The organism is Streptomyces sp. NPDC127084 (assembly GCF_042724175.1).
GTDB lineage: Bacteria > Actinomycetota > Actinomycetes > Streptomycetales > Streptomycetaceae > Streptomyces.
Genome location: NZ_JBHXFA010000002.1, coordinates 65,599 through 90,475, shown reverse-complemented (window position 1 = coordinate 90,475; position 24,877 = coordinate 65,599). Strand labels below are relative to the sequence as shown.

Here is a 24,877-nt window from a genome sequence, read left to right as displayed (position 1 = left end):
GCGTCAGCACGGCTCCCTGGGACGTCACCGCCCCGCTCCCGTCACCCTCAGCCGACTCCGCCCTTCGGAACGGCACTTCGACAGTCTCCTCAGGGCGCGCCTCGGTGCGCCCTGAGCCGGTCTGCGCGAGAGTGGCCGGAGGTGCCTCCGGCGTGCGGGGTCGCCGGCCGGAACTTCGATGCGGGCACCACCCGGTCCGCCGATCCGAGCACTGCCCGGAGTACCCGCCGGGCCGGCGCTCGGATGGTTCGCCGGATCGCCGCTCGGATGGTTGGTCGGATTGCTGCTCGGATTGGTGGTCCATTGGCCGTGCATCGCCCGTCGCCCCCTCGAAGTACTGAACGCTCCGGTAGCGCCGCCCCGTATACGACGCAGCCCCCAAGTCGGGACGATACACCAGTCTCGTCACTCAGCGACAGGGTTTCTCTACGCTGAGTGACGACCTGGAGTCGCCGCCAACACGCGTAGCATCCGGATGACTTCACTGAGTGTCGGTCCGCGGTGCCCGCTCGTCTACAGGGCGCGCCCGGAAGGGACTTGTGAAGGGCTTGTCAGCATGTGGTGAGCACCACGTTGTCCAGGGGCTCCCCGGCCGCGAACCGGCGCAGCTGGTCCCCCATCAGGCGTTTCGCGCGCGGCATGAACGCCGAGGTCGAGCCGCCGACATGAGGGCTGATCAGCACACCGGGCGCATGCCACAGCGGATGCCCCGGCGGCAGTGGCTCGGGGTCGGTGACATCGAGTGCGGCGGTGATCCGGCCGGTGGCGGTCTCCTCGATCAGGGCCTTGGTGTCCACCACCGGCCCGCGCGCGACGTTCACCAGCAGGGCGCCGTCCCTCATTCGGCTCAGGAAGTCGGCGTTCACCAGGTGGTGGGTGGCCGGGGTGAGCGGAGTCGAGAGGATCACCACGTCCGCTTCCGGGAGCAGGATCGGAAGTCGGGCGAGTGGGTGCACCTCACCGCGCGCCGTTGCACGTGCGGAGCGCGCGACGCGCGCCACCCGCGCACATTCGAAGGGAGTGAGCCGGTCCTCGATGGCTGCGCCGATCGAGCCGTAGCCGACGATGAGCACGGACTTGTCCGCCAGGGCGGGATAGAAGCCGGACCGCCACTCCTCCTCCCGCTGGCCTTCCACGAAGCGGGGAATGCCCCGCAGTGAGGCCAGGACGAGGGCGAGGGCCAACTCGGCGGTACTCGCCTCGTGCACCCCCCTGGCATTGCAGAGGCGTACGCCCGCGCGCAACAAGCCGAGCCCCGGCTCCACATGGTCGATACCCGCGCTGAGGGTCTGGACGACCTGAACGGACGTCATGGCGGCGAGCGGCCGTACCGCGACCTCGGTGGGCTTCATATACGGGACGACGTAGAAGGCGCAGTCGGCCGGATCGGCGGGGAAGTCCTCGCCGCCGTCCCAGAAACGGTAGCTGAGCCCCGACGCCGCGGGCGTGGGCAGTCCTTCGATCTCATCGGCCGCGACAGGCAGCCAGACGTCTGCTGCGTTCATGGTCAGGAGGCTATGCGATCCACGCCCGCGGTCAGACGTTAGTTTGGGGTGCGGCACGAGGAGGGGTACGGGCAAGGTGGAGCGCAGGACAATCGGCGCGGGCGCGCTCGAAGTGGGCGCTATCGGCCTCGGCTGTATGCCGATGAGCTGGGCTTACACCACATCGCAGCAGCGCAGCGACCGCTCGCTGCGCACGGTGCACGCGGCACTCGACGCCGGAGTGAGTCTGCTCGACACGGCCGACATGTACGGCCCTTTCACCAACGAACTGCTGCTCGGCCGGGTCTTGAAGGAGCGGCGCCGGGACGCCTTCGTCTCGACCAAGGCCGGGCTGCTCGTGGGCGGTGACCAGCACGTCGTGGCCAACGGGCGGCCCGGATACATCCGGCGGGCGTGTGACGCCTCGCTGCGGCGGCTCGGGACCGATGTGATCGATCTGTACCAGCTCCACCGGGCGGATCCGGAGGTACCGGTGGAGGAGACCTGGGGCGCCATGGCGGAGCTGGTCCAGGCAGGCAAGGTGCGTACGCTCGGGTTCTGCGCCGTGGGGGCGCACACGGCGCGCCGGTCCGGCGCGGGCACCGGTGCGTCCCGGCCGGGCGGGATGGGCGCGGCGGGACGGTACGAGGCCCGCGCGGAGCCCGGCCGCCATGCGGGAACGATTCATCAACTGGATCGGATACAGCAGGTGTTCCCGGTCAGCGCGGTCGAAGCCGAGCTGTCGGTGTGGTCGCCCGACGCGCTGGCGGACCTGCTCCCCTGGTGCGAGGCGCGCGGCGTGGGCTTTCTGGCGGCGATGCCTCTGGGCAGCGGTTTCCTCACCGGGACGCTGACCCCCGGCAGCGGCTTCGAGCCGGACGACCCGAGGGCCAGGCATCCCCGGTTCACGGCGGAGATGATGGCGGCGAACCAGCCGGTGGTGGCGGGACTGCGCCGGATCGCACGACGGCACGGCGACGGCACCACCGCGGCGCAGGTGGCACTCGCCTGGGCACGCGGCCAGGGTCGGCACGTGGTGCCCGTACCGGGCACCAAGCGGGAGCGCTGGGCCGTGGAGAACGCGGCGGCAGCCGGCCTCGTACTGACCGAGCGGGACCTTGCCGAGATCGCGGAGCTGCCCTCCGCCAGGGGATCCTGGGACTGAGGCGCCGTTCCGTTCCCGAGTCGGCGGACGAAGCGCGGTCTGACCGCCGAACTCACTGGTGCCCGGTCCCCGTCTTCGTGATCCTTGACGAAGACGGGAACACCGGGGACCGCCGTGGCGTATGACAGTGCACGGGTGGCGGCTCGACAGCACCGGGCCCCGTCCGAACCCGTCGCAGTCCGGTGAAGGGACACCACAGTGGAACGTCCAGCCGCGACGGCCGTACTGGCCGCGGCCGCCCTGCTCTTCGCCGCGGGCTGTTCGTCCGGCGGCACCGGCAGAGATCAGGACGGCGCCCGCGAGAACACACCGTCGAGCTCCCCCGCCGCCTCCCCCACCGCCGCCACGCCGACGGCACCACCAGCCAAGGGCTCGGTGAAAGTGGCATCGACCCTGACTAAGGATCTGGAGTCCCCGTGGGGGCTGGCCGCACTGCCCGACGGCGATCTGCTGGTGTCGTCGCGCGATGAGGGCACCATCACCCGGATCGACGGCACCAGCGGCAAGCAGACAGGGATCGGCTCGGTGCCCGGAGTCGCCCCAGCCGGGGAAGGCGGACTGCTGGGCCTGGCCGTCTCCCCATCCTTCGCATCCGACCACCTGGTGTACGCCTACTTCACGACGGAGTCGGACAACCGCATCGCCCGCATGCTGTACGACGAGAGAAAGCCCGCCGGGCAGCAGCTCGGCGCCCCCGACACCATCCTGCGGGGCATTCCGAAGGGGACCGTCCACAACGGCGGCCGGATAGCCTTCGGTCCCGACCGGATGCTGTACGCGGGCACGGGAGAGGCCGGCGACACCGACCTCGCGCAGGACAAGGAATCCCTCGGCGGCAAGATCCTGCGGATGACCCCGGACGGGCAGCCGGTGCACGGCAACCCCTGGGCCGATTCCCTGGTCTACTCCTACGGGCACCGCAATGTGCAGGGGCTCGCCTGGGACTCGGAACGGCGGCTGTGGGCGTCCGAGTTCGGTCAGAACACCTGGGACGAGCTGAACCACATCGAGCCGGGCAGGAACTACGGCTGGCCCGAGGTGGAGGGCAAGGGCGGCCGGTCCGGCTTCGTGGACCCGGTGGCTCAGTGGCGTACCGATGAGGCGTCGCCCAGTGGGATCGCGTACGCCAAGGGCTCGATCTGGATGGCCGGGCTGAGGGGCGAGCGCCTCTGGCGGATTCCGCTGGCCGGTACGGAACCTTCGGCGGCCCCCCAGGCGTTCCTCCAGGGTGAGTACGGCCGTCTGCGCACGGTCCTGCCGGTCGGCGCGGCCGGGGGCGACGCGGCCGTGTGGCTGGTCACCAGTGAGACGGACAACCGAGGCACACCCAGGGCGGGGGACGACAAGGTCCTGCGGCTTGAGGTCGAGTGAGGGGTGGGCGGCCTGTGTTCAACCTGATCGACCAGCTTTTCGCACCCAGTCGCAAGCACACCGACGACGAGCGCAACCGGCTCCAGCTGACCAGGGTGGACGTCGGAGACGGGGATCCGGGGCACGGTGAGATAGACCTGGCCTCGGGGAAGGTGGTCATACGGGCCCGACGCGAGGCACCCGGGACCTGACGGGGCTGGACCCCGCGCCCCCGGCCGCCGCACAGCAAGGGACGCCGACGTGGGCTCGCCGCTCAAGGGCCGCGGGGAGCCGACCGGACTACTGAGCCCCCACACGCCGGCCGCACAGGGGCCCAGTCCGACCGACCTCATGCCCCGCGGTGAGGCGAGCCGTGTGAGCGGTCGCGATGACCGCTTCAAGACCGTGATACCGACGGCCAGGGCCCCGTAGACGTCCAGCGCGGCGGTCATGGCGGTGTTGCCCCAGCCGACCGCACTGCAGAAGTCGGCCGATCGCGGCGGCGTAGGCGAGGGGGCCGAGACCGCCACACGAGCCTCGCGGCGACGAAGCCCGCTCAGGCGCTTCCGGAGAAGAGCCGCAGCCGGTGGGCGACGGCGGCGGCCTCGCCGCGGCCGGTGACGCCCAGCTTGGCCAGAATGTTGGAGACATGCACACTCGCCGTCTTGGGCGAGATGTACAGCTCCTCGGCTATCTGGCGATTGGTGCGGCCGATCGCCACAAGGCGGAGCACGTCCTGTTCCCGGGGAGTCAGCCCGAGGTCGTCGACGGGGGCAGGAGCGGCTGCCGCAGGACAGCCTCCGGAGCCGGGCTCGGTGAGCCGTAGCCGGGCGCGCTGCGCGAGCTGGGCGACCGCTTCGGCCAGCGGACGGGCGCCGAGGCGTTCCGCGCAGTGGTGGGCTTGGCGCAGCAGTGCGCCGGCCCGCTCGCGCTCCCCGGTGGCCAGCAGCGACTCGGCCAGCCGGTGCCGTACGCGGGCCAGATCATAGGGGCGGTCGGCCGCGGCGATGGCTTCCGCCACCTCCCCCCAGGTGTCCGGGGTGTCCCGGGCGTCGGCGCGCAGCAGCTCCGCTCGCACCCACCGCTCGTAGGCGACCCATACGGGCACGGCCGCGGGCAGCGTCTTGGCCGCCGCGCGGATCGCGGTGAGCGCCTCGTCGCGGTCTGCCGCGGCGGCGGGCAGTCCGCGGACGTCGGCTTCGATGGTGGCCGCCGCGAGCAGCAGCGGCCAGGCGTAGCGCTGCGTTCCGAGAGGGAAGCCCGCGGCCACCGCGCGATGCAGCTCCGCGCGGGCGTCGTGGATGCGGCCCTCGCCCCCGGCGATGCCGATGGCGATCCGGGCCAGGGGTATGGACTGCTGCGGCATGGGGTCGTGGGTGCCGTAGTGGCCGACGGCGGCCGCGTGCCAGCGGACCGCACCGGCCGTATCACCGCGGGCCAGCGCGAGATAGGCCAGTCTGGTGGCCCCGGCTCCCCTCGGCTTGGCGCTCTGGCCTACGCGTTCGACCTGCCCGGCGGTCTCCGCCGCCTCGTCCCAGCGGCCGAGGGCGTAGTAGGCCTCGGAGAGATTGCCCCACACCCAGGCCTCGGCGTCCAGCAGGCCGTACGCGCGGGTCAGCGCGAGGCCCTTCTCCAGAAGGCCGAGGGCTTCCTGGGAGCGGCCGACGCCCTCCAGGACGGACGGAAGGTTCACATGGCTCCGGCCCACCAGAGCCGCGTAGCCGAGCTGCACGACCTGATCCGTGACCTCGTATATCTCGGCGAGCCCCGCCTCCACGTCTCCCGCCTCGACCATGAGGCCGCCCAGGGTGATTCGGGCGTGCATCTCTATCTCGCAGGCGCCGACCATCCGGGCGTACTCGACGGCGCGTTGGGCCGCCACGAGGGCTTCGGGCCCGGGCCGGTGCAGCCAGAGCCAGCCGGCGACGGCCGCGAGCACCTCGGCGTGCACTTCGGACGGCGGCAGCCCTAGCACAAGTTCCTGTGCCGTGGCGAGCTCCGCCCAGCCGTCGCCGCGTGCCTGACTCTGCACCAGCCGGGACCGCTGGGACCAGAACCAGGCGGCACGCAGCGGGTCCTGCTTCTCGTCGATCAGCCGCAGCGCGCGCTTGATGCTCTTCAGCGCCCGGTCACGCTCGCCGCTGAGCCGCCCGGCGACCGCCGCCTCGGCCATGAGGTCCAGATACTGCGGCGGTCCCGCGCCCGCCCCGTCGGCACCCGCTCCCGGGGTCAGGGACAGCGGCGGGTACGCCTCGGCATGGTCCAGGGGCCGCAGCGCGGCCCGTACGTCGTCCGGGGCGTCGTCCCACAGCTCCATCGCCCGTTCCAGCAACTCGAGTTGCTCAGCATGTGCGTGGCGGCGGCGGGCCGCTACGGAGGCGTCGAGCACGGCGGGCAGGGCCTTGGCCGCGTCGTGCGCGTGGTACCAGTAGCTCGCCAGCCGGGCAGCGCGCTGATCGGCCGGCACGAGAGCCGGATCGGTTTCGAGGGCCTCGGCATATCGCCGGTTGAGCCGGGAGCGCTCACCGGGCAGCAGATCGTCGCTGACGGCTTCGCGCACCAGCGAGTGGCGGAAGCAGTAGCCGTCACCGTCGGGGGTGGCGAGCAGGATGTTGGCGCCGACAGCGGACCGCAGTGCATCGATCAGCTCCTCCTCTCCCAGGCCGACGACCGCGGCGAGCAGCGGGTACTCGACAGTGGAGCCGCCTTCGGCAGCGATCCTGGCGACCCGCTGGGCGTGTTCCGGCAGCCCTTCGACACGGACGAGGAGCAGATCGCGCAAAGAGTCGCTGAGGGTGGGGCAGCAGCCTTCGCTGGCGGCGACGGAGAGTTCCTCCACGAAGAAGGCGTTGCCGTCGGAGCGTTCGAAGACGTCGTCCACGAGGGTCGATGCCGGTTCGCTGGAGAAGATCCCGGCCATCTGGCGTCCGACCTCGTCACGGGTGAAGCGCGGTACTTCGACGCGCTGCACGGACCGCAGCCGGTCGAGCTCGGCGAGCAGCGGCCGCAGCGGGTGGCGGCGGTGGATGTCGTCGGCGCGGTACGTGGCGACGGCGACGAGACGCCCTCTGCGCAGGTTGCGGAAGACATACGCGAGCAGTTGGCGGGTGGAGGCGTCCGCCCAGTGGAGGTCCTCCAGGACCACGACGACGGTGTGATCGGCGGCCAGGCGTTCCAGGAGTCGCACCGTGAGGTCGAAAAGCCGGGCTCGGCTCTCTTCGTCATGCCGTGGTTGCCGTGATTGCCAGTGCGCGGCCTCGCCCAGTTCGGGAAGCAGCCGGGCGAGTTCGTCCTCCTGACCCGCGGCCGCGGCGGCGAACTGCTCGGGCAGTTGCCGGCGAAGACTGCGCAGGGCGGCGGAGAACGGAGCGAAGGGCAGTCCGTCGGCTCCGACTTCGACACAGCCGCCGATGGCGCAGATCGCGCCTTCGGCGCGGGCCGCGTCCCGGAACTCCTCGATGAGGCGGGTTTTCCCCACACCCGCCTCACCGGCGACCAGAACCGCCTGCGGCAGCGGGCGGGAAGCACCTGAGGCGCCCTCAGCGGTGGCTCTGTTGAGCGCATCGGTGAGGGCGGCGAGTTCGGCTGTCCGACCGACGAACACGGGGCTGACTGACCTGGTTTGCACGGCGGAGAGCATCGCACATCCATGTGAGGCGACGGCATCGGGTGCCGGGGTGGCCGGAGTGGCGGTCATGGGTATGACCAGGCACGCGACCACCCCTGACGTCGGCTCACTTCTCCTGCCCGCGCCGGCTCCGGCTGCCGCTCGCCCGCTCTTCCGATGCGTTTGCGGCGGACCTGCGAACGGTGCGGCGGGTGCGCCGGGCATGGCGCGCGAGCCACTCGTTCTCGGCCCGGCGGACCAGCTCGGCGTGGCGCAGCTCGTGGAGTTGGTACTCGAACACGGCGTTCTCCTTCTGGTGACGTGGACGCGGCGACGGTTTGCGTGCCCCCGCTGTCTTCGATGCCTCCACTCTCGTCTCCCAGGCGGCGTGTCCACATCGGGAGAGTGCCGCATCATGGCGGCTCGGAGGACTTAGACAAGGGCCCTGCGGCGACCGGCGTGCCTTAGGTCGTGCCTGACACATCCCAGGCCGCGTGCGGGCGCCGGCGCCGTCCGCCCGGAGCGCTTGGTCGAAATCGCGCCAAATGACCCGTCCCATCAGCCGGAGACAGGAAACCGGCATCGTTGTCACCGCCGCCTGGCAGCATGGGAGGCATGACTGATACGGGGGCGTCGAAGACCATCACTGTCAAGTCACCGGGGGAAGCCGCTGAGCTTGCCGGGCACTTATGCGACGGGCCGGAGGAATACGCAGGGGGGCCACCGGTCCCGGTGGTGTGCTACGAACCAGGGGCCTCCACGCTCGCCCGGCGCGAGGCGTTCCGGGAGGTGTACGGGGCGATTGCGGGCCGCGTCGGTGAGCCGACGCTGTACGGGGGTTCGGCACAGGGGCCGAATGTCCGCTGGCGCGACGACCGCAGGATGCTGCTGCTGTCTGGTGATCGCTTCGGCGTGCGGCTCTCCGTCCACCATACGGAGTTGCTGGAGGAAGAGGAGTACCGCAGCTTCGCCTGGTGCGGCATCAGCTCGCCGACCGGGTCCCATGACTTCGATCTGCTGCCGTACAGCTGGCAGTTGTACCGGAACGGTCCGGGCGAGCGTCCGGTGGCGCGGTCGGGCTCGCGTCTCGCCGGCTGCTGGGAGCACCTGGAGATCGCCCTGGAGCTGATGCTCGGGGCCTGGGCCGAGCAGTTGCCGGTGCAGCTTCCGGGTGAGTGGGCCGGCTTCACGGTCCTGTCCAGCAGGGATCCCGGGCGGGAGCTGGTGGTCTCCTACAGCCCGGACGAGGGCTTGAGCGTGGCCGTAGACGACCGGGACACCGACCAGGGGCCGGGGCGGGAGCGCCAGATGCGGGGGCGTGGCTGGCAGGCCAGGGACCGGGGCTGGTGGCAGTCGGTGTTCCATGAGGTGTTCGAGAACGCGGCCCGGCTGGCCGCACGGCTGACGGTGACGGAGCTGCGGGCGCGCGGAGCCGTGGCCCCGGACGATCTCGTGGTGCGGGATGTGGGGGTCAACGACCGGGGTGAGCTGTGGCTCCCCGGCCTCGGGATACGCAGGGCCTGACGGCACGCGAACCCGCCCCCGGCACCCACCGTCGGGCGGGTGCGAGGACTGGGATCACCGCCCGGGGTGCCTGGGTCCCGGAAACCGGCACCACCCACCCCCGGACATGCGTGAGGGCGGGGCACCGTACGGCGCCCCGCCCTCGTAGCGGATACCGCTGGACTCAGCCCTCGGATACGCCGAGCTTCTCCAGGATCAGTTCCTTCACCCGGGCCGCGTCCGCCTGGCCGCGCGTGGCCTTCATGACCGCGCCTACCAGCGCGCCGACCGCCGCGACCTTGCCGCCGCGGATCTTGTCCGCGATGGCGGCGTTGCCCGCGATGGCCTCGTCCACGGCCGTGCCGAGCGCGCCCTCGTCGGAGACGACCTTCAGTCCGCGCTTGTCCACGACGGCGTCCGGGTCGCCCTCGCCCGCGAGGACGCCCTCGATGACCTGGCGGGCCAGCTTGTCGTTGAGCGAACCGTCGGCGACCAGGGCGGTCACCCGGGCGACCTGCTCCGGGGTGATCGGGAGCTCTTCCAGGGCGCGGCCCGACTCGTTGGCGTTACGGGCCAGCTCGCCCATCCACCACTTGCGGGCCGAAGCGGAGTCGGCACCCGCCTCGATGCTGGCGACGATCAGGTCGACCGCGCCGGCGTTGAGGATCGACTGCATGTCCGTCTCGGAGACGCCCCACTCCTCGCGCAACCGGTTGCGGCGCACACGCGGAAGTTCGGGCAGCGCGCCCCGGAGCTCCTCGACCCACTCACGGGACGGGGCCACCGGCACCAGGTCGGGCTCCGGGAAGTACCGGTAGTCCTCGGCCTCCTCCTTGACCCGGCCGGAGGTCGTGGAGCCGTCCTCCTCGTGGAAGTGGCGGGTCTCCTGGATGATCGTGCCGCCTCCGTTCAGCACGGCGGCGTGCCGCTGGATCTCGAAGCGGGCGGCGCGCTCCACGCTGCGCAGCGAGTTGACGTTCTTGGTCTCACTGCGGGTGCCGAACCGCTCGCTGCCCTTGGGCATCAGCGACAGGTTGACGTCGCAGCGCATCTGGCCCATCTCCATCCGGGCCTCGGACACACCGAGGGCCTTGATGAGCTCGCGCAGCTCCGCGACATAGGCCTTCGCGACCTCGGGAGCGCGGTCACCGGCGCCGGTGATCGGCTTGGTGACGATCTCGATCAGCGGGATGCCGGCCCGGTTGTAGTCGAGGAGCGAGTGGGACGCGCCGTGGATACGGCCGGTGGCCCCGCCGACATGTGTCGACTTGCCCGTGTCCTCCTCCATGTGGGCACGCTCGATCTCCACGCGGAAGACCTCGCCGTCCTCCAGTTGGACGTCCAGATAGCCGTTGAAGGCGATCGGCTCGTCGTACTGAGAGGTCTGGAAGTTCTTCGGCATGTCCGGATAGAAGTAGTTCTTCCGGGCGAAGCGGCACCACTCGGCGATCTCGCAGTGCAGCGCGAGACCGATCTTGATGGCGGACTCCACGCCGACGGCGTTCATCACCGGCAGTGAGCCCGGCATGCCGAGGCAGGTGGGGCAGGTCTGCGTGTTGGGCTCGGCGCCCAGCGCGGTCGAGCAGCCGCAGAACATCTTGGTCTTGGTGCCGAGCTCGACATGGACCTCCAGGCCCATGACGGGGTCGTAGGCCGCGAGGGCGTCCTCGTACGACACCAGTTCAGTCGTGACGGTCACGGTGAAACTTTCCCTCTCAGCCGAACAGGACGTCGTCGTCGCCCAGGCGCTTGAGCTCCCGGTAGAGGATCGCCAGTCCGGTGACGATGGCGGCGGCGGACACCGCCGCGTCGATCAGGCGGAGCGTGTCGTGCTCCAGACGCGCCTTCTTGGCCTGCTTGGCGACGCTGACCGCGCCCACCGCGGTGCTGGCCATGGCCAGATAGGTGCCGGTCTTGGACTTCCTGAAGCCCTTGGCCTTCTGCAGCGTGCTCACAGTGACGGTGCCTCCTCCAGCAGCGGGTGGCCCCACTTCGCGACGAAGGCAGCCTCGACGGCGGCGCCCACCTTGTAGAGGCGGTCGTCCTTCATGGCGGGGGCGATGATCTGCAAACCGACCGGGAGGTTGTCCTCCGGCGCCAGACCGCAGGGCAGCGACATCGCCGCGTTGCCGGCCAGGTTGGTCGGGATGGTGCACAGGTCGGCGAGGTACATCGCCATCGGGTCGTCGGCGCGCTCGCCGATCGGGAAGGCGGTGGTCGGCGTGGTCGGCGAGACGATCACGTCGACCTGCTCGAAGGCCTTCTCGAAGTCGCGGGTGATGAGCGTACGGACCTTCTGGGCGCTGCCGTAGTACGCGTCGTAGTAGCCGGACGACAGCGCATAGGTGCCCAGCATGATCCGGCGCTTGACCTCGTCGCCGAAGCCCGCCTCACGGGTGAGGGCGGTGACGTCCTCGGCGGAGCGCGTACCGTCGTCGCCGACCCGCAGGCCGTATCGCATGGCGTCGAAGCGGGCGAGGTTGGACGAGCACTCGGACGGGGCGATCAGGTAGTACGCAGAGAGCCCCAGGTCGAAGGACGGGCAGTCCAGCTCGACGATCTCGGCGCCCAGCCCGCGCAGCAGCTCGACGGACTCGTCGAAGCGCTGGAGCACGCCGGCCTGGTAGCCCTCGCCGCGGAACTGCTTGACCACACCGACCCGCATCCCGGCCACCGAGCCGTTGCGCGCGGCCTCGACCACCGGGGGGACCGGAGCGTCGATGGAGGTGGAGTCCAGCGGGTCGTGCCCGGCGATGACCTCGTGCAGCAGCGCCGCGTCCAGGACGGTACGGGCGCACGGGCCGCCCTGGTCCAGGGACGACGAGAAGGCGACCATGCCGTAGCGGGAGACCGCGCCGTAGGTGGGCTTCACGCCGACGGTGCCGGTGACGGCGGCGGGCTGGCGGATCGAGCCGCCGGTGTCCGTGCCGATCGCCAGCGGGGCCTCGTAGGAGGCGAGGGCGGCGGAGGAACCGCCGCCGGAGCCACCGGGGATCCGGGTCAGGTCCCAGGGGTTGCCGGTCGGGCCGTAAGCGCTGTTCTCGGTGGAGGACCCCATGGCGAACTCGTCCATGTTGGTCTTGCCGAGGATCACGACGTCCGCGTCCTTGAGCCGCTTGGTGAGCGTGGCGTCGTACGGCGGGATCCAGCCCTCGAGGATCTTGGAGCCGACCGTGGTCGGGATGCCCTCGGTGGTGAAGATGTCCTTCAGTGCCAGCGGCACACCGGCCAGCGGTCCCAGCTTCTCGCCGCGCGCGCGCTTCTCGTCCACGGCGCGGGCCTGCGCGAGCGCGCCCTCACGGTCGACGTGCAGGAAGGCGTGCACCTTCTCGTCCACGGCCTCGATACGCGCCAGATGCGCCTCGGTGACCTCGACGGCGGTGAGCTCGCCGGAGGCGATCTTCGCGGCGATCTCGGCCGCGGTGAGCTTGATGATGGTGCTGTCCGTCATGGTCAGTCCTCCCCCAGGATCTGCGGCACCTTGAAACGCTGCTGCTCCTGCGCCGGCGCGCCGGAGAGCGCCTGCTCGGGGGTGAGCGACGGACGGACCTCGTCCGCGCGCATGACGTTCGTCAGCGGCAGCGGGTGGGAGGTCGGCGGCACGTCTTGGTCGGCGACCTCGGCGACGCGGGCGACCGCGCCGATGATGTCGTCCAGCTGTCCGGCGAAGTGGTCGAGCTCTTCGGCCTTCAGCTCCAGACGCGCCAGCCGGGCGAGGTGGGCGACCTCCTCGCGCGTGATGCCAGGCATGCAGCGATCCTCAGGGTGAGTGTTCGGGTTTTGGCCCCAATCCTATGGGGCCGCCACCCGTGCCCGCGAAACGCTTTGCCCGGCCGGCTTCACGCGGCGGCCGCTGGGGCACCCGGGTGGACTCCGCTCTCCCGCCGCCCCGGCTCCCGCCGGCCCGCCGCGCCGATGGGGTAGCGATGGTCGGGTGCGTACGCCCGTGGCCGACGACGGACCCGTGATCGCCCGGATCACCGTCACCGCCACCGTGGCCTGGCAGGCCTCGGTATGGCTGGGTGCCGACCAGCCCCCGGTCTTCGCCGCCCTGGTCCCGGTCTTCGCCATGCGCGGCAGCCCCGGGGCGGCGGTGGTCACCTCGCTCAGCCGGGTCCTGGGCGTGGTCGCGGGGGTCCTGCTCGGGATCGGTGTGCTGAACGTGCTGCGCCCCCAGGCACTCACGCTGGCCCTGGTCGTGGGCGCGGGTCTGCTCATCGGGGCGGTGCTGCGCCCGGGCGGCGAGCTCAACGTGCAGGTCGCGGTTTCCGCGCTGCTGGTGTTCGCCAATCCCAGCCCCGGTGCCTACGGGACCGCGCGGGTGTGGGAGACCGCGGTCGGTGCCGTGGCGACGGTGCTGCTCGGACCGCTGCTGTGGCCGCCCGACCCACGCCGCGTGCTGCGGGCGACCGTACGGGACTGCGGCGCGCGGCTGGCCCGCGCGCTGACCGGAACGGTCGCCGTACTCGGTACCGACCCGGCCGCAGCGCAGGACAACCTCGTACGGGTGCGGAAGGACATGCGGGAGCTCCAGCACACGGCCCGGGAGTCGCAGGATGCCGAGCGCCTCCTGGCGTTCAACCCGTGGCAGCGGCGGCACAGGGAAGCCGTCCGGGACCTGTGCCGCCACATCGCCGTCGCGGCCGAACTCGCCTCACATGTCCAGGTGCTCGCCAGGGAGGCCGCGTTCTTCACCCCGCGCCCTGACACCGTCGCGGACCTGGTGAAGGCGCGCCGGCCCTGTACGGCGATCGCGGCGGCCACCGCTCGGGCCATCGAACTCCGTATGGAGGGCGGGGACGCGGGCCCCGCGATCGCCGAGGCCCGCGGCGAACTGGACGCCTTCAAGCGCGCCACCCCCCGTCCCGCCGCCGTGGCGCTGCGGCGGCCGTTCCAGCGGATCCTGGACGACCTGGATGACCTGGATGATCCGGACGGCGACGAGGGTGCCAAGGACACCGGGAGCACTGGGAGCACCGGGTCGAATATGTGACCGAGTTCATGGTGCTCGCGGCGATATCCACCGGCGGTCTCGTAGATGATCTACGGGGCACGAAGGGGGACTCCCGATGATCCAGCTGTCCGCCGGACCGATGACCTGGGTGGCCGCGGGTGACAGCATCACCCATGGGGTGCTGCACACCCACGGCGCGCGGGGATGGGTCGAGCACGTGCACGAGCGGGTGCGCTGGCAGCTCGACCGGCTGACCGACATCGTCGTGAACACCGGTGTCTCGGGCTGGACAGCCGCTGAGGTACTCGCCTCCTACGACCATCTGATCGGCCGCTTCTCCCCCGACGTGCTCTCCATATCCCTGGGCACCAACGACGCCCTCGACGGAACGGCCGCCCTCCCCGGGTTCCACCGGGCGATGCGGTCGATTATCAGGCGCACCGGCGGCGCACAGATCGTGGTTCACACCCCGGTCCCGGTCAGCGAGACCGGGCGGGTCAGACGTGCCGCGCTGCCGGACTACTGCCAGGCCGTCCGCGAGATCGCGCAGGACACCGGGGCCCTCCTCGTCGACCACGAGGCGTACTGGAAGGCGCAGTTCGGCGACGAGGACCCGATCCCCTGGCTCGACGATCCGGTGCACCCGAACGCCGTCGGGCATCTCCACATGGCCAACCACACCCTGCGCACGCTCGGACTGGGTGAGCTCCGGACTCTTTAGCGGCTTCGGGCTACCGGCTGAGCGGCTTCCGCGAAGTCAGGCGCAGCCATCGGCCTTCGATGGCCGACCCCGCCGTCGCCGCGGCTGTCCGGGGGCGGAGAGCGGCCGGCGCGTCGGGGAGCCCACGGCCGTCGCAGGTTGTCCGCCAGCGGTGACGCGCCCGGTTGGCGGGCGGTTCCCGGTTCACGACATGGCCGGAGGCCGGTCCGCGTCCGCCGGCGCTGCGGCGGGCAGCTCGCCCACGGGGCGTCGCCAGCCGTGCTCGCCGCGGGCGCGGAGCCAGGCCGTGGTCTCCTGCGGAGGCATCGCGGCGGCGACCAGCCAGCCCTGGACGGCGTCGCAGCCCAGGTCCCGCAGCCGCTCCCAGGTCTCGTCGTCCTCGACACCCTCCGCGACCACGAGCAGCCCGAGCGAATGGGCCAGGTCGACGGTGCAGCGGACGATCTCGGCGTCCTGGTTGTCGATCGCGAGGCGGGCCACGAACGAGCGGTCGATCTTCAGCTCGCTCACCGGGAGGCGCCGCAGATGGACCAGCGAGGAGTAGCCGGTACCGAAGTCGTCGAGGGACATCTTCACTCCGTGGCCCGCGAGCCCGGCGAGGGTGTCGGCGGCGCGCTGCGGGTCCTCCAGCAGCACATGCTCGGTGATCTCCAGTTGGAGGGCTCCGGCCGGTACGCCGTGCCGGGCCAGCCGCGCCGCGACGGCTCCGGCGAACCCGGGGGTGTGGACGTCACGCGGCGACACGTTGACGGCGACCGGGACATGCAGCCCCTCGGCCCGCCATCGGGCCACCTGTGCGAGCGCGGTCTCCAGGACGTACTCCGTCAGATGGGGCATCAGCCCGGAGGACTCGGCGATGGCGATGAACTCGTCCGGCGGGACCTGGCCGCGGTCCGGGTGCACCCAGCGCACCAGAGCCTCGAGCCCGGCCACCTGGCCGTCGAAGCCGACCTTGGGCTGGTAGTGCAGCTCCACGTCTCCGGCGTCCAGCGCCCTGCGCAGATCGCCCAGCAGCCCGAGCCGGTCAGGCGTGTTCGAGTCCCTCTTCGATTCATACACCTCGACGCCGGAGCGATCGCGTTTCGCCTGGTACATCGCCACATCCGCGCGCCTGAGGAGCCCTTCGGCGTCCAGTGCGTGGTCGGGGAAGAGTGCGAGCCCCGCGCTTGCTTCCAGTATGAGGGTGAGCCCGTCGAGATCGAGCGGCGAGGAGAGCCGGCCGACCAGCTGGCGGGCGACGCGCTGGGCGCTGGTGGCGGAGTCCGTGGCCGGCAGCAGCACGGCGAACTCGTCGCCGCCGAGCCTGGCCGCCTCCGCTCCGCGCGGCAGTGCGAGCCGCAGCCGTTCGGCGATCTGGAGCAGCAGCCGGTCCCCCGCCAGATGCCCGAGGGTGTCGTTGACGGAGCGGAAGCGGTCGAGGTCGATGAGGACGAGTGCGGACCGGGCGCCGACTCCCTCGGCTTCCTCGAGCGCCGCCCAGGTGCGCTCCAGCAGCCACTGCCGGTTGGGCAGTCCGGTCAGTGGGTCCCGCAACTGCTCCTCGGCCCGGGCCCGGGCGATCCACAGAGTGGAGTCCAGGGCGATCAGCGGCACGGCGAAGAGCGGCAGCAGGATCGGCAGCGCGGTCGCCACCACACAGATCAGCGGGGCGATGCCGAGCAGCGCCACCGCGACAAGGCCCTGCCGCAGCAGGGCCGTACGGGCGGCGGTGGGCAGTCCGCCGCTCTGCGGCGCCAGCGTGTACCACAGCACCGTTCGGGTGACGCCGAGATAGGCGGTGGCCGCGAGCACCACTTCGGGGCCGGCGTCAGCCCCCCAGTCCAGGGGTGACCAGGGCTGGTTCACCGTCGGCACCTCGCCGAACGCGGCGAGCACCAGGGCCGCGGCGCCGACGCCCAGTACATCCGCCGCTCCGTGCAGCAGCCCTTGCCTCCAGCGGTGCCTGCGGGCCGCGCCGACGAGCAGCACGACCGCGAGGCTGACGAGCCCCGCGGGCACCCAGCCGTAGAGCAGCAGCACCGCGAGGGTGAGGGCGGCACCCGAACCGGTGCCGCCCCACCAGCGGTCGCGGCCCAATGCGACCAAATGGCTGACGATGAGGCCGGTGAGCACGGCGAGGGACCAGCCCTCAACCCCGACGGGAAACAGCGGGTGTCCCTGCGTCAGTGCCGCGACGATGCCCGCCGCCAGGGCGAGGGCGGCTAGCCCCACGACCACGAAGGGCATCCCGGCGGCGATACGCTCAAACCCCCGGAAACCACGCGGCCGTGAGACCGGGGCGGCGTTCTCGGTCGGTTCCATACCCGTCCCTCTCACAGCCGGCGGTGCCGATGCCACGCGATGGGCTACCTGTCCTGCCACCACGGCCGGAACCTCACCACGCAGCCGTGTGCGACAGGCGCACAACTCAACAGTAGGCTGCGGAAGGCTTGGACGGGCAGCGCTCTACAGCTCTTGCCCGATTGCGGCCCAGCCACCCTTATCCCTCTGATATGCGCCGATCGGGTGAACCCATCAGAGGGAACGCTCGATCATACGTGCCACTCCTGGCCGCACTTCGCCCCCTACTCCTCGACCGGCATCGCGGCCGCTCGGGCAGCGTCCGGACCTTGGTCCAGCAGCACCCCGAAGCCGTCCTCGTCCAGCACCGGCACCTTCAGCTGCATGGCCTTGTCGTACTTGGAGCCGGGACTGTCGCCGACCACCACGAAGGAGGTCTTCTTGGAGACCGAGCCCGTCACCTTCGCCCCGAGGCCCTGAAGGGCGTCCTTGGCGCCGTCCCTGGTGTACTTCTGCAGGGTGCCCGTGACGACGACCGTGAGGCCCTCCAGCGGACGCGGGCCCTGGTCCTCACCGGCGCCCTCGTCCTCCATCCGGACGCCAGCGGCCCGCCACTTGCGCAGGATCTCGCGGTGCCAGTCCTCCTCGAACCACTGCTTCAGCGAGGCGGCGATGGTCGGTCCGACGCCCTCGACCGCCGCCAGCTCCTCCTCCGACGCCTGCTCGATCCGCTCGATGGAGCGGAACTCACGGGCCAGCGCCTCGGCTGCCACCGGGCCGACATGGCGGATGGACAGACCCGTGATGACGCGGGCCAGCGGGCGCTCCTTGGCCGCCGCGATGTTCTCCAGCAGCGCCAGGGTGTTCTTCTTCGGCTCGCCCTGCTGGTTGGCGAAGACGGTGACGATCTTCTCCTCACCGGTCTTCGGGTCCCGCTTGGGCAGCCCGCTGTCCTGGTCCAGGACATAGGCCTTGATGGGCAGCAGCTTCTCGACCGTCAGATCGAACAGATCGCCCTCGTCGGCCAGCGGAGGATCGGCCGGCTCCAGGGGCTTGGTCAGCGCCGCCGCCGCGACATAGCCGAAGGCCTCGATGTCCAGGCACTTGCGCCCACCGAGATAGAACAACCGCTCGCGCAACTGGGCGGGGCAACTGCGGCTGTTGGGGCAGCGGAGGTCGATGTCGCCCTCCTTCATCGGCCGCAGCGCCGTACCGCACTCAGGGCACTCGGCCGGCATCACGAACTCCCGCTCGCTGCCGTCCCGAAGATCCACCACAGGACCGAGGATCTCGGGGATGACGTCGCCCGCCTTGCGCAGCACCACGGTGTCGCCGATCAGCACGCCCTTGGCCTTCACCACGTCCTGGTTGTGCAGCGTGGCGAACTCGACCTCGGAACCGGCCACCTTGACCGGCTCCACCTGCGCGTAGGGAGTGACCCGGCCCGTACGGCCCACACCCACGCGGATGTTGACCAGCTTGGTGTTGACCTCCTCCGGGGCGTACTTCCAGGCGATGGCCCAGCGCGGGGCCCGGGAGGTCGAGCCGAGCCTGCCCTGGAGCGGGATCTCGTCCAGCTTGACCACCACTCCGTCGATCTCGTGCTCGACGGAGTGCCGGTGCTCGCCGTAGTACGCGATGAACTCGCGCACCTCGTCCAGGGAGCCGACCACCTTGTTGTGCTGTGCCGTCGGCAGACCCCATTCGTGCAGCAGCTCGTACGCCTGCGACAGACGGGTGATCTCCAGACCGTCCCGCGCCCCGATGCCGTGCACCACCATGTGCAGCGGAAGCGTCGCGGTGACCTTCGGGTCCTTCTGGCGCAGCGAACCCGACGCCGAGTTGCGCGGGTTGGCGTACGGCTGCTCACCCGCCGCGACACGCCGCGCGTTGAGCTCCTCGAACGCCTCCATCGGGAAGTAGACCTCACCGCGGATCTCGACCAGATCCGGGATACGGTCGCCCTTCAGCCGCTCCGGGATGTCCCCGATCGTCCGCACGTTCGGCGTGATGTCCTCGCCGGTGCGGCCGTCACCACGGGTCGCCGCCCGGGTCAGCCGGCCCTTCTCGTAGGTCAGATTGACCGCGAGGCCATCAACCTTGAGCTCGCACAGGAAGTGGTGCGCGGACGTCCCGACCTCCTTCGCGACCCGATCCGCCCAGCCGGTCAGCTCCGCCTCGTCGAAGGCGTTGTCCAGCGACAGCATCCGCTCGCGGTGCTCGACGGCAGTGAACTCCGTCTCGTACGCCCCAGCGACCTTCTGGGTCGGAGAGTCGGGGGTGCGCAGCTCCGGATACTCCTCCTCCAGCGCCTCCAGCGCCCGCAGCAGCTTGTCGAACTCGGCGTCGCTGATGACCGGCTGGTCCTTCACGTAGTACCGGAAGCGGTGCTCCTCGATCTGCTCCGCCAGCTGGGCGTGGTTCTCCCGTGCCTCCGCGGGCACCGTCCCCTGCTGTTCGACAGCCACCGTGATGTCCTCCCGTTACCTCAGCCCCGAGTCCATTACTCAGGGTTGTCCGCGAGTGATCTCGCCGCCCTGACACAGTGCGCGAGAGCCGCACGCGCGTAGGCGGGCGAAGCACCCGCCAGCCCGCACGAAGGAGTGATTACCACAGACCCCTCAAGAGTCCCCGGACTCAGCCCCAGCCTGCGCCACAGCGCCCTGACACCCATGACGCTACCGCCCGGGTCTGACAACGGGCCGTCCGTGGACCCGACCACCCCCGCGAAGAGCTTCGTACCGCCCTCGACCGCCTCCCCGATCGCCTCCTCATCACGCTCGGTGAGCAAGCTGAAATCGAACGAGACCCCGGTGGCCCCGGCGCGGCGCAGCAGCGCGAACGGCACATCGGGGGCGCAGGAGTGCACCACCACAGGACCGTCCGTGACCGCTCGCATGTCGCGCAGCGCGCTCTCAACAAGCTGCCGGTCCACCGCCCGATGCGTCCGGTAGCCGCTCGCGGTCCTGATCTGCCCGCGCAGCACCGCGGTGAGGGACGGCTCGTCCAGCTGAAGCACCACCCGCGCCCCCGGAACGCGCCGCCGCACTTCGGCGAGGTGCCCGCGCAGCCCCTCGGCGAGCGAGGCCGCGAGGTCACGGCAGGCACCAGGGTCTGCCAAGGCCGCCTCGCCGTTCCGCAACTCCAGTGCGGCGGCCAGCGTCCACGGGCCCACGGCCTGGACCTTCAGCGGGCCCTCGTATCCCTGGGTGAACTCCTCCAGCGCGTCCAGGTCCTCGCCGAGCCAGGACCTGGCGCGCCGGGTGTCGCGACCCGGCCGGTCACTGACCCGCCAGCCGCTGGGCTCGACATGCCCGTACATCTCCACCAGCAGACCGATGGTCCGGCCGATCATGTCCGCGCCCGGGCCCCGGGCGGGCAGTTCGGGCAGGTACGGGAAGTCCTCGAATGAGCCGGTGACGGTCTTGGCCGCCTCGCGGGCGTCGCCGCCCGGCATGGACCCGACACCGGTGGCCCGGCCCCACACAAAGGTCTCGTCGGTCCGGTCTGATCGGTCTGATCGGTCTGCCTGGCCCGTTCGGCCTGTCCGGTCTGCCTGCTCTGTCACTGGCCCGGCCGCACCGTCAGATCGTTGATCTCCGCGTCTCGCGGCAGATCGAGGGCGGTGAGGACCGTCGTCGCGACCGACTCCGTGCTGATCCAGCGGGCCGGGTCGTACTCCTTGCCCTCCTGCTGGTGCACCTTGGCCTGCATCGGACTCGCGGTACGCCCCGGGTAGACCGAACTGACCCGGATGCCGTTGGGCTTCTCCTCCTCGCGCAGCGAGTCGGCGAGCGCCCTGAGGCCGTGCTTGGAGGCGGCGTACGCGCTCCAGCCCGCGTGCGCGGTGAGCCCCGCGCCGGAGTTCACGAAGATCACCGTGCCCTGCGCGGCCCGCAGTTGCGGAAGCAGGAGACGGGTCAGCTCGGCCGGTCCCACCAGGTTCACGTCGAGCTGGGCATGCCAGGTCTTCGGCGTGAGGTCGCCGACCGGACCCAGGTCCACGATTCCGGCGATATGCAGCAGCGAGTCAAGGCGTTCGGGCATGGTCTGGTGCGAGAACGCCCAGGAGAGCCGGTCGGGTGCGGCGAGGTCGCCGACGAGCGTACGGGCCCCGGGGTACGCCTGGGCGAACTCCTTGGCACGTCCCGCATCGCGTGCCAGCAGCACGAGTTCGTCACCGCGCTCATGCAGCCGGCGTGCGACGGAGGCGCCGATGCCGGAGCCCGCGCCGGTGATCAGATGAGTAGCCATAGGGGCAATGCTCGCATCACCGCATGCCTGAGGACTCCTCAAGGTAGGCGAGCGCGCCGACGGGCTCCTCGGCGAAGAACACCAGGTCGCTGAGGGGCACGGGCAGGAAGCCCTCGGCCTCCATGCGCAGGAACTGCTGCCGGAGCCCGTCGTAGAAACCCGCGGTGTTGAGCAGCACCACCGGCATGGTGGTGTGCCCGTGCTTCTTCAGCTCCAGGATCTCGGTGGCCTCGTCCAGTGTCCCCGTACCACCGACCATGATCACCACGGCGTCCGCGCGGCTGAGCATCTGCGCCTTGCGCTCGGCGAGATCGCGGGCCACCACCATCTCGTCGGCGATGGCGCGCGCCCGGTCCGAGAGGAACTCGACGGACACACCGACCAGGCGCCCTCCGGCTTCCTGCACACCGTCGGCGACGACCTTCATCAGGCCGACGTCCGACCCTCCCCAGACGAGCGTGTGGCCGCCCTTGCCGAGCAGTTCGGCGAACTCGCGGGCCGGCCGGGTGTAGCGCTCGTCAAGATCGGCGGCGGAGAGGAAGACGCAGATATTCATACGGTCACGGTACGGGGCTCCCTGGACGCCCCGTACCGCGCCGATGAGTTCGCACGCGCCGGATGACGCGGGCCGCCATCGGGTGGCGCGGGCCGGATCGCCGGTCTACGCGACCGCGTCCGCGCCCCGCCGTACCGTCGTGGCGATCGTCGCCGAGCCGACCACACGGGTGCCGTCGTACAGCACGATCGCCTGGCCGGGCGCCACCCCGCGCACCGGCTCGCTGAAGGTGACGCGCAGTTCGCCGCCGGTCAGCTCGGCGGTGACCTCGGTCTCACCGCCGTGGGCGCGCAGCTGGGCGGTGTAGCCGCCCGGCCCCTGCGGGGCGGCGCCGCACCAGCGTGGCTTGATCGCGGTCAGGGCGCTGACCTCAAGCGCCTCGGCCGGCCCCACCGTGACGGTGTTGTCGACGGGTGAGATGTCCAGGACGTAGCGCGGCTTGCCGTCGGGCGCGGGGTGGCCGATGCGCAGCCCCTTGCGCTGGCCGATGGTGAATCCGTACGCGCCCTCGTGGGTGCCGAGTTTCGTACCGGTCTCGTCCACGATGTCGCCCTCCGCCTTGCCGAGGCGGTTCGCGAGGAAGCCCTGGGTGTCGCCGTCGGCGATGAAGCAGATGTCGTGGCTGTCGGGCTTCTTCGCCACCGCGAGCCCCCGCCGCTCGGCCTCGGCGCGGATCTCGTCCTTGGTGGTGAGGGTGTCGCCGAGCGGGAACATCGCGTGGGCGAGCTGCTTCTCGTCGAGGACGCCCAGCACATAGGACTGGTCCTTGGCCATGTCGCTCGCCCGGTGCAGCTCGCGGCTGCCATCGTCCTGTACGACCACCGTCGCGTAGTGGCCCGTGCACACGGCGTCGAAACCGAGCGCCAGGGCCTTGTCCAGCAGTGCGGCGAACTTGATCTTCTCGTTGCAGCGCAGACACGGATTGGGCGTCCGGCCCGCCTCGTACTCCGCGATGAAGTCCTCCACGACGTCCTCGCGGAAGCGCTCGGCGAGGTCCCAGACATAGAAGGGGATGCCGATGACATCGGCGGCGCGTCGTGCGTCGCGCGAGTCCTCGATGGTGCAGCAGCCACGGGCGCCGGTGCGGAAGGACTGGGGATTCGCGGAGAGTGCCAGGTGTACGCCGGTGACGTCGTGCCCGGCTTCGGCGGCGCGAGCGGCGGCGACGGCGGAGTCCACACCGCCGGACATGGCGGCGAGCACACGGAGCGGACGCGGAGGAGTCTGAGTCATAGCCCTACCAGGGTACGGGGCCGTGGGAACCGCAGGCTCCCGAGTATGCGTTCGTGTATGTGAGAGCGGGCGGCGTAGGGGTGGCATGGGCGGCAGTGGAGACGGACGGCGGGGTGTCGGCCGCAGGGCGGTGCTGATCGGCGGCGGGGCCGCGCTCGTCGGTACGGGGGTGGCGGCCCGTGACGAGATCAGGCGCTGGTGGTGGCGGCTGCCCGGAGTGGAGAAGGACCGGGTGGAGGGCGAGCTGGACCACCCGGGGGCACTGTGGACGGCGGCGTCCGGGGCCAACTGGCGCCGGGCCGACCGCCCTGACGACTACGTGATCGACCGCGTGGTGATCCATGTCGTCCAGGGCAGCTACGCGACCGCCCTGAAGGTCTTCAAGAACCCGGCTCATCGCGCGGCGACCCACTATGTGGTGGGCAAGGACGGGCGGATAGCCCAGCTTGTCCGCGAGCTCGATGTGGCGTACCACGCCGGGAGCCGTTCGATGAACCAGCGCAGCATCGGGATCGAGCACGAGGGTTTCGTGGACCGGCCGAAGGACTTCACGGACGCGATGTACGCCGCGTCGGCCCGGCTGACGGCCGGGATCTGCCGGCGGTACGGAATCCCGGTGGACCGGGAGCACATCATCGGGCACGTGGAGGTGCCGGGCGCGGACCACACCGATCCCGGTCCGCACTGGGACTGGGACGGCTATCTGCGGCTGGTGCGCTCGACGTCCGTGCCGACGGAGTCCGAGGCGGTCAGCTGAGCCCTGCCGAACGCGCCCGCTCGACCACCGGGCCGATGGCCTTCGCGACGGCCTCCACGTCCTCCTGGGTGGAGGTGTGGCCCAGACTGAAGCGCAGCGTCCCGCGGGCCAGCTCCGGATCGGTGCCGGTCGCGAGCAGCACATGGCTGGGCTGGGCGATCCCGGCCGTACAGGCGGAGCCGGTGGAGCACTCGATGCCCTGGGCGTCGAGCAGCAGCAGCAGGGAATCCCCCTCGCAGCCGGGGAAGGTGAAGTGGGCGTTGGCCGGCAGCCGGTGCTCAGGGTCGCCGCCGAGGATCGCGTCGGGTACGGCGGTGCGTACGGCGTCGACCAGCCGGTCCCGCAGGGCGCCGACCTCGTGTACGAAGTCCGCGCGCCCCTCCGCCGCGAGCCGCCCCGCGACGGCGAAGGCGGCCACGGCGGGTACGTCGAGGGTGCCCGAGCGGACGTGGCGTTCCTGGCCGCCGCCGTGCAGCACCGGCACTGGGGTGTACTCCCGGCCGAGCAGCAGCGCACCGATGCCGTAAGGCCCACCGATCTTGTGGGCGCTGACGGTCAACGCGGCGAGGCCGGATGCCCCGAAGTCCACATCGAGCTGTCCGAACGCCTGCACGGCGTCGGAGTGCAGCGGGATGCCGTACTCGGCGGCGGTGTCGGCGAGTTCGCGGACCGGCAGCACCGTGCCGATCTCGTTGTTGGCCCACATCACGGTGACGAGGGCGACATCGTCCGGATCCCGCTCGATCGCCTCGCGCAGAGCCTGGGGGTGCACCCGGCCGTGCCGGTCGACGGGCAGGTACTCGATGGTGGCGCCCTCGTGTTCACCGAGCCTTGACGCCCTTGCCCGTGTAGCCGGCCGCCCACGCCGTCGGGGCGCCGATCTGCGGCACGGACTTGTCGAGGCTGGCCTTGCGGACACCGTCGAGCCAGACGTGCGCGATACCGGCGGCCGACTTGTCGCCGTTGGTGACGGCCTTCCACAGCTCGGGCGCGTCCTGCTGCGGGGTCTGCAC

At 71.1% G+C, this 24,877-nt stretch carries 20 protein-coding genes and 1 pseudogene; 7 read left to right on the top strand and 14 right to left on the bottom strand.

Features of this window, described 5'->3' with window-relative positions; translation table 11 throughout:
* Positions 1-551: 551 nt before the first annotated feature.
* On the bottom strand, positions 552-1,505 hold the full coding sequence (locus ACFWI9_RS01270) for a 2-hydroxyacid dehydrogenase (protein WP_387158105.1): 954 nt from the start codon (positions 1,503-1,505) through the stop codon (positions 552-554).
* 76 nt (positions 1,506-1,581) lie between these two features.
* Here ACFWI9_RS01270 and ACFWI9_RS01265 point away from each other — a divergent pair, with 76 nt between their 5' ends.
* The 3 genes from ACFWI9_RS01265 to ACFWI9_RS01255 all read left to right on the top strand — a co-directional run bounded on the left by ACFWI9_RS01265 (position 1,582) and on the right by ACFWI9_RS01255 (position 4,211).
* Positions 1,582-2,649: an aldo/keto reductase gene (locus tag ACFWI9_RS01265; protein WP_387158103.1), complete on the top strand. Its 1,068-nt coding sequence runs from the start codon at positions 1,582-1,584 to the stop codon at positions 2,647-2,649.
* 198 nt (positions 2,650-2,847) lie between these two features.
* Positions 2,848-4,020 carry a PQQ-dependent sugar dehydrogenase gene (locus tag ACFWI9_RS01260; RefSeq protein ID WP_387158102.1) on the top strand — a complete coding sequence of 391 codons (1,173 nt, stop codon included), beginning with the start codon at positions 2,848-2,850 and terminating at the stop codon, positions 4,018-4,020.
* 14 nt (positions 4,021-4,034) lie between these two features.
* Positions 4,035-4,211, top strand: a complete 177-nt coding sequence (locus ACFWI9_RS01255) for a DUF6191 domain-containing protein (RefSeq protein ID WP_387158100.1) — start codon at positions 4,035-4,037, stop codon at positions 4,209-4,211.
* Between the two features lie 344 nt (positions 4,212-4,555).
* On the opposite strand, the gene ACFWI9_RS01250 is transcribed toward ACFWI9_RS01255, so the two are convergent.
* A complete protein-coding gene (locus tag ACFWI9_RS01250; RefSeq protein ID WP_387158098.1) occupies positions 4,556-7,696 on the bottom strand; it encodes an AAA family ATPase in 3,141 nt (1,046 codons plus the stop codon).
* Between the two features lie 37 nt (positions 7,697-7,733).
* The gene (locus ACFWI9_RS01245; RefSeq protein ID WP_387158097.1) at positions 7,734-7,907 is read right to left on the bottom strand and encodes a hypothetical protein; all 174 of its coding nucleotides are present in this window, start codon (positions 7,905-7,907) and stop codon (positions 7,734-7,736) included.
* A 434-nt stretch (positions 7,908-8,341) separates the two neighbouring features.
* Between ACFWI9_RS01245 and ACFWI9_RS01240 the strand changes: the two genes are divergently transcribed.
* Positions 8,342-9,130 carry a hypothetical protein gene (locus ACFWI9_RS01240; RefSeq protein WP_387158095.1) on the top strand — a complete coding sequence of 263 codons (789 nt, stop codon included), beginning with the start codon at positions 8,342-8,344 and terminating at the stop codon, positions 9,128-9,130.
* Between the two features lie 163 nt (positions 9,131-9,293).
* Here the strand turns inward: ACFWI9_RS01240 and gatB are convergent, their stop codons facing one another.
* The 4 genes from gatB to gatC are packed head-to-tail and all read right to left on the bottom strand — an operon-like array spanning position 9,294 to position 12,859.
* Complete coding sequence (gene gatB / locus ACFWI9_RS01235; RefSeq protein WP_387158093.1) at positions 9,294-10,808, bottom strand: Asp-tRNA(Asn)/Glu-tRNA(Gln) amidotransferase subunit GatB; 1,515 nt, start codon at positions 10,806-10,808, stop codon at positions 9,294-9,296.
* Positions 10,809-10,824: 16 nt separating this feature from the next.
* Positions 10,825-11,064 carry a hypothetical protein gene (locus ACFWI9_RS01230; RefSeq protein ID WP_338673106.1) on the bottom strand — a complete coding sequence of 80 codons (240 nt, stop codon included), beginning with the start codon at positions 11,062-11,064 and terminating at the stop codon, positions 10,825-10,827.
* Positions 11,061-12,560 (bottom strand): Asp-tRNA(Asn)/Glu-tRNA(Gln) amidotransferase subunit GatA, encoded by a 1,500-nt coding sequence (gatA, locus tag ACFWI9_RS01225; RefSeq protein WP_387158091.1) that lies wholly within the window; start codon positions 12,558-12,560, stop codon positions 11,061-11,063. Before gatA ends, ACFWI9_RS01230 begins: the two co-directional genes overlap by 4 nt.
* Positions 12,561-12,562: 2 nt before the next feature.
* Complete coding sequence (gene gatC, locus ACFWI9_RS01220) at positions 12,563-12,859, bottom strand: Asp-tRNA(Asn)/Glu-tRNA(Gln) amidotransferase subunit GatC (RefSeq protein WP_366479828.1); 297 nt, start codon at positions 12,857-12,859, stop codon at positions 12,563-12,565.
* 184 nt (positions 12,860-13,043) lie between these two features.
* Here gatC and ACFWI9_RS01215 point away from each other — a divergent pair, with 184 nt between their 5' ends.
* Together ACFWI9_RS01215 and ACFWI9_RS01210 are read left to right on the top strand one after the other, a co-directional pair.
* On the top strand, positions 13,044-14,102 hold the full coding sequence (locus ACFWI9_RS01215) for an aromatic acid exporter family protein (RefSeq protein WP_387158089.1): 1,059 nt from the start codon (positions 13,044-13,046) through the stop codon (positions 14,100-14,102).
* A gap of 76 nt (positions 14,103-14,178) precedes the next feature.
* Positions 14,179-14,784, top strand: coding sequence for an SGNH/GDSL hydrolase family protein (locus ACFWI9_RS01210; protein ID WP_387158087.1), 606 nt, complete (start codon positions 14,179-14,181; stop codon positions 14,782-14,784).
* 183 nt (positions 14,785-14,967) lie between these two features.
* On the opposite strand, the gene ACFWI9_RS01205 is transcribed toward ACFWI9_RS01210, so the two are convergent.
* The 6 genes from ACFWI9_RS01205 to mnmA form a co-directional block, all read right to left on the bottom strand.
* Positions 14,968-17,085, bottom strand: coding sequence for a putative bifunctional diguanylate cyclase/phosphodiesterase (locus tag ACFWI9_RS01205; RefSeq protein ID WP_387158085.1), 2,118 nt, complete (start codon positions 17,083-17,085; stop codon positions 14,968-14,970).
* Positions 17,086-17,348: 263 nt separating this feature from the next.
* The gene (gene ligA / locus ACFWI9_RS01200) at positions 17,349-19,532 is read right to left on the bottom strand and encodes an NAD-dependent DNA ligase LigA (RefSeq protein ID WP_387158084.1); all 2,184 of its coding nucleotides are present in this window, start codon (positions 19,530-19,532) and stop codon (positions 17,349-17,351) included.
* Positions 19,533-19,567: 35 nt separating this feature from the next.
* Entirely contained in the window at positions 19,568-20,551 is a 984-nt protein-coding gene (locus tag ACFWI9_RS01195; RefSeq protein ID WP_387158145.1) for a methionine synthase, read from the bottom strand.
* 77 nt (positions 20,552-20,628) lie between these two features.
* On the bottom strand, positions 20,629-21,318 hold the full coding sequence (locus ACFWI9_RS01190; protein ID WP_387158082.1) for an SDR family oxidoreductase: 690 nt from the start codon (positions 21,316-21,318) through the stop codon (positions 20,629-20,631).
* Positions 21,319-21,334: 16 nt separating this feature from the next.
* Complete coding sequence (locus ACFWI9_RS01185; RefSeq protein ID WP_387158081.1) at positions 21,335-21,874, bottom strand: TIGR00730 family Rossman fold protein; 540 nt, start codon at positions 21,872-21,874, stop codon at positions 21,335-21,337.
* A gap of 105 nt (positions 21,875-21,979) precedes the next feature.
* Positions 21,980-23,107, bottom strand: a complete 1,128-nt coding sequence (gene mnmA / locus ACFWI9_RS01180; RefSeq protein ID WP_387158079.1) for a tRNA 2-thiouridine(34) synthase MnmA — start codon at positions 23,105-23,107, stop codon at positions 21,980-21,982.
* A gap of 85 nt (positions 23,108-23,192) precedes the next feature.
* Between mnmA and ACFWI9_RS01175 the strand changes: the two genes are divergently transcribed.
* A complete protein-coding gene (locus tag ACFWI9_RS01175) occupies positions 23,193-23,864 on the top strand; it encodes an N-acetylmuramoyl-L-alanine amidase (protein ID WP_387158077.1) in 672 nt (223 codons plus the stop codon).
* Here ACFWI9_RS01175 and ACFWI9_RS01170 read toward each other — a convergent pair.
* Positions 23,857-24,805 (bottom strand): annotated as a pseudogene (locus tag ACFWI9_RS01170) (cysteine desulfurase family protein); the annotation flags it as partial. The gene ACFWI9_RS01175 and the pseudogene ACFWI9_RS01170 sit on opposite strands and share 8 nt — an antisense overlap.
* Between the last annotated feature and the right edge of the window lie 72 nt (positions 24,806-24,877).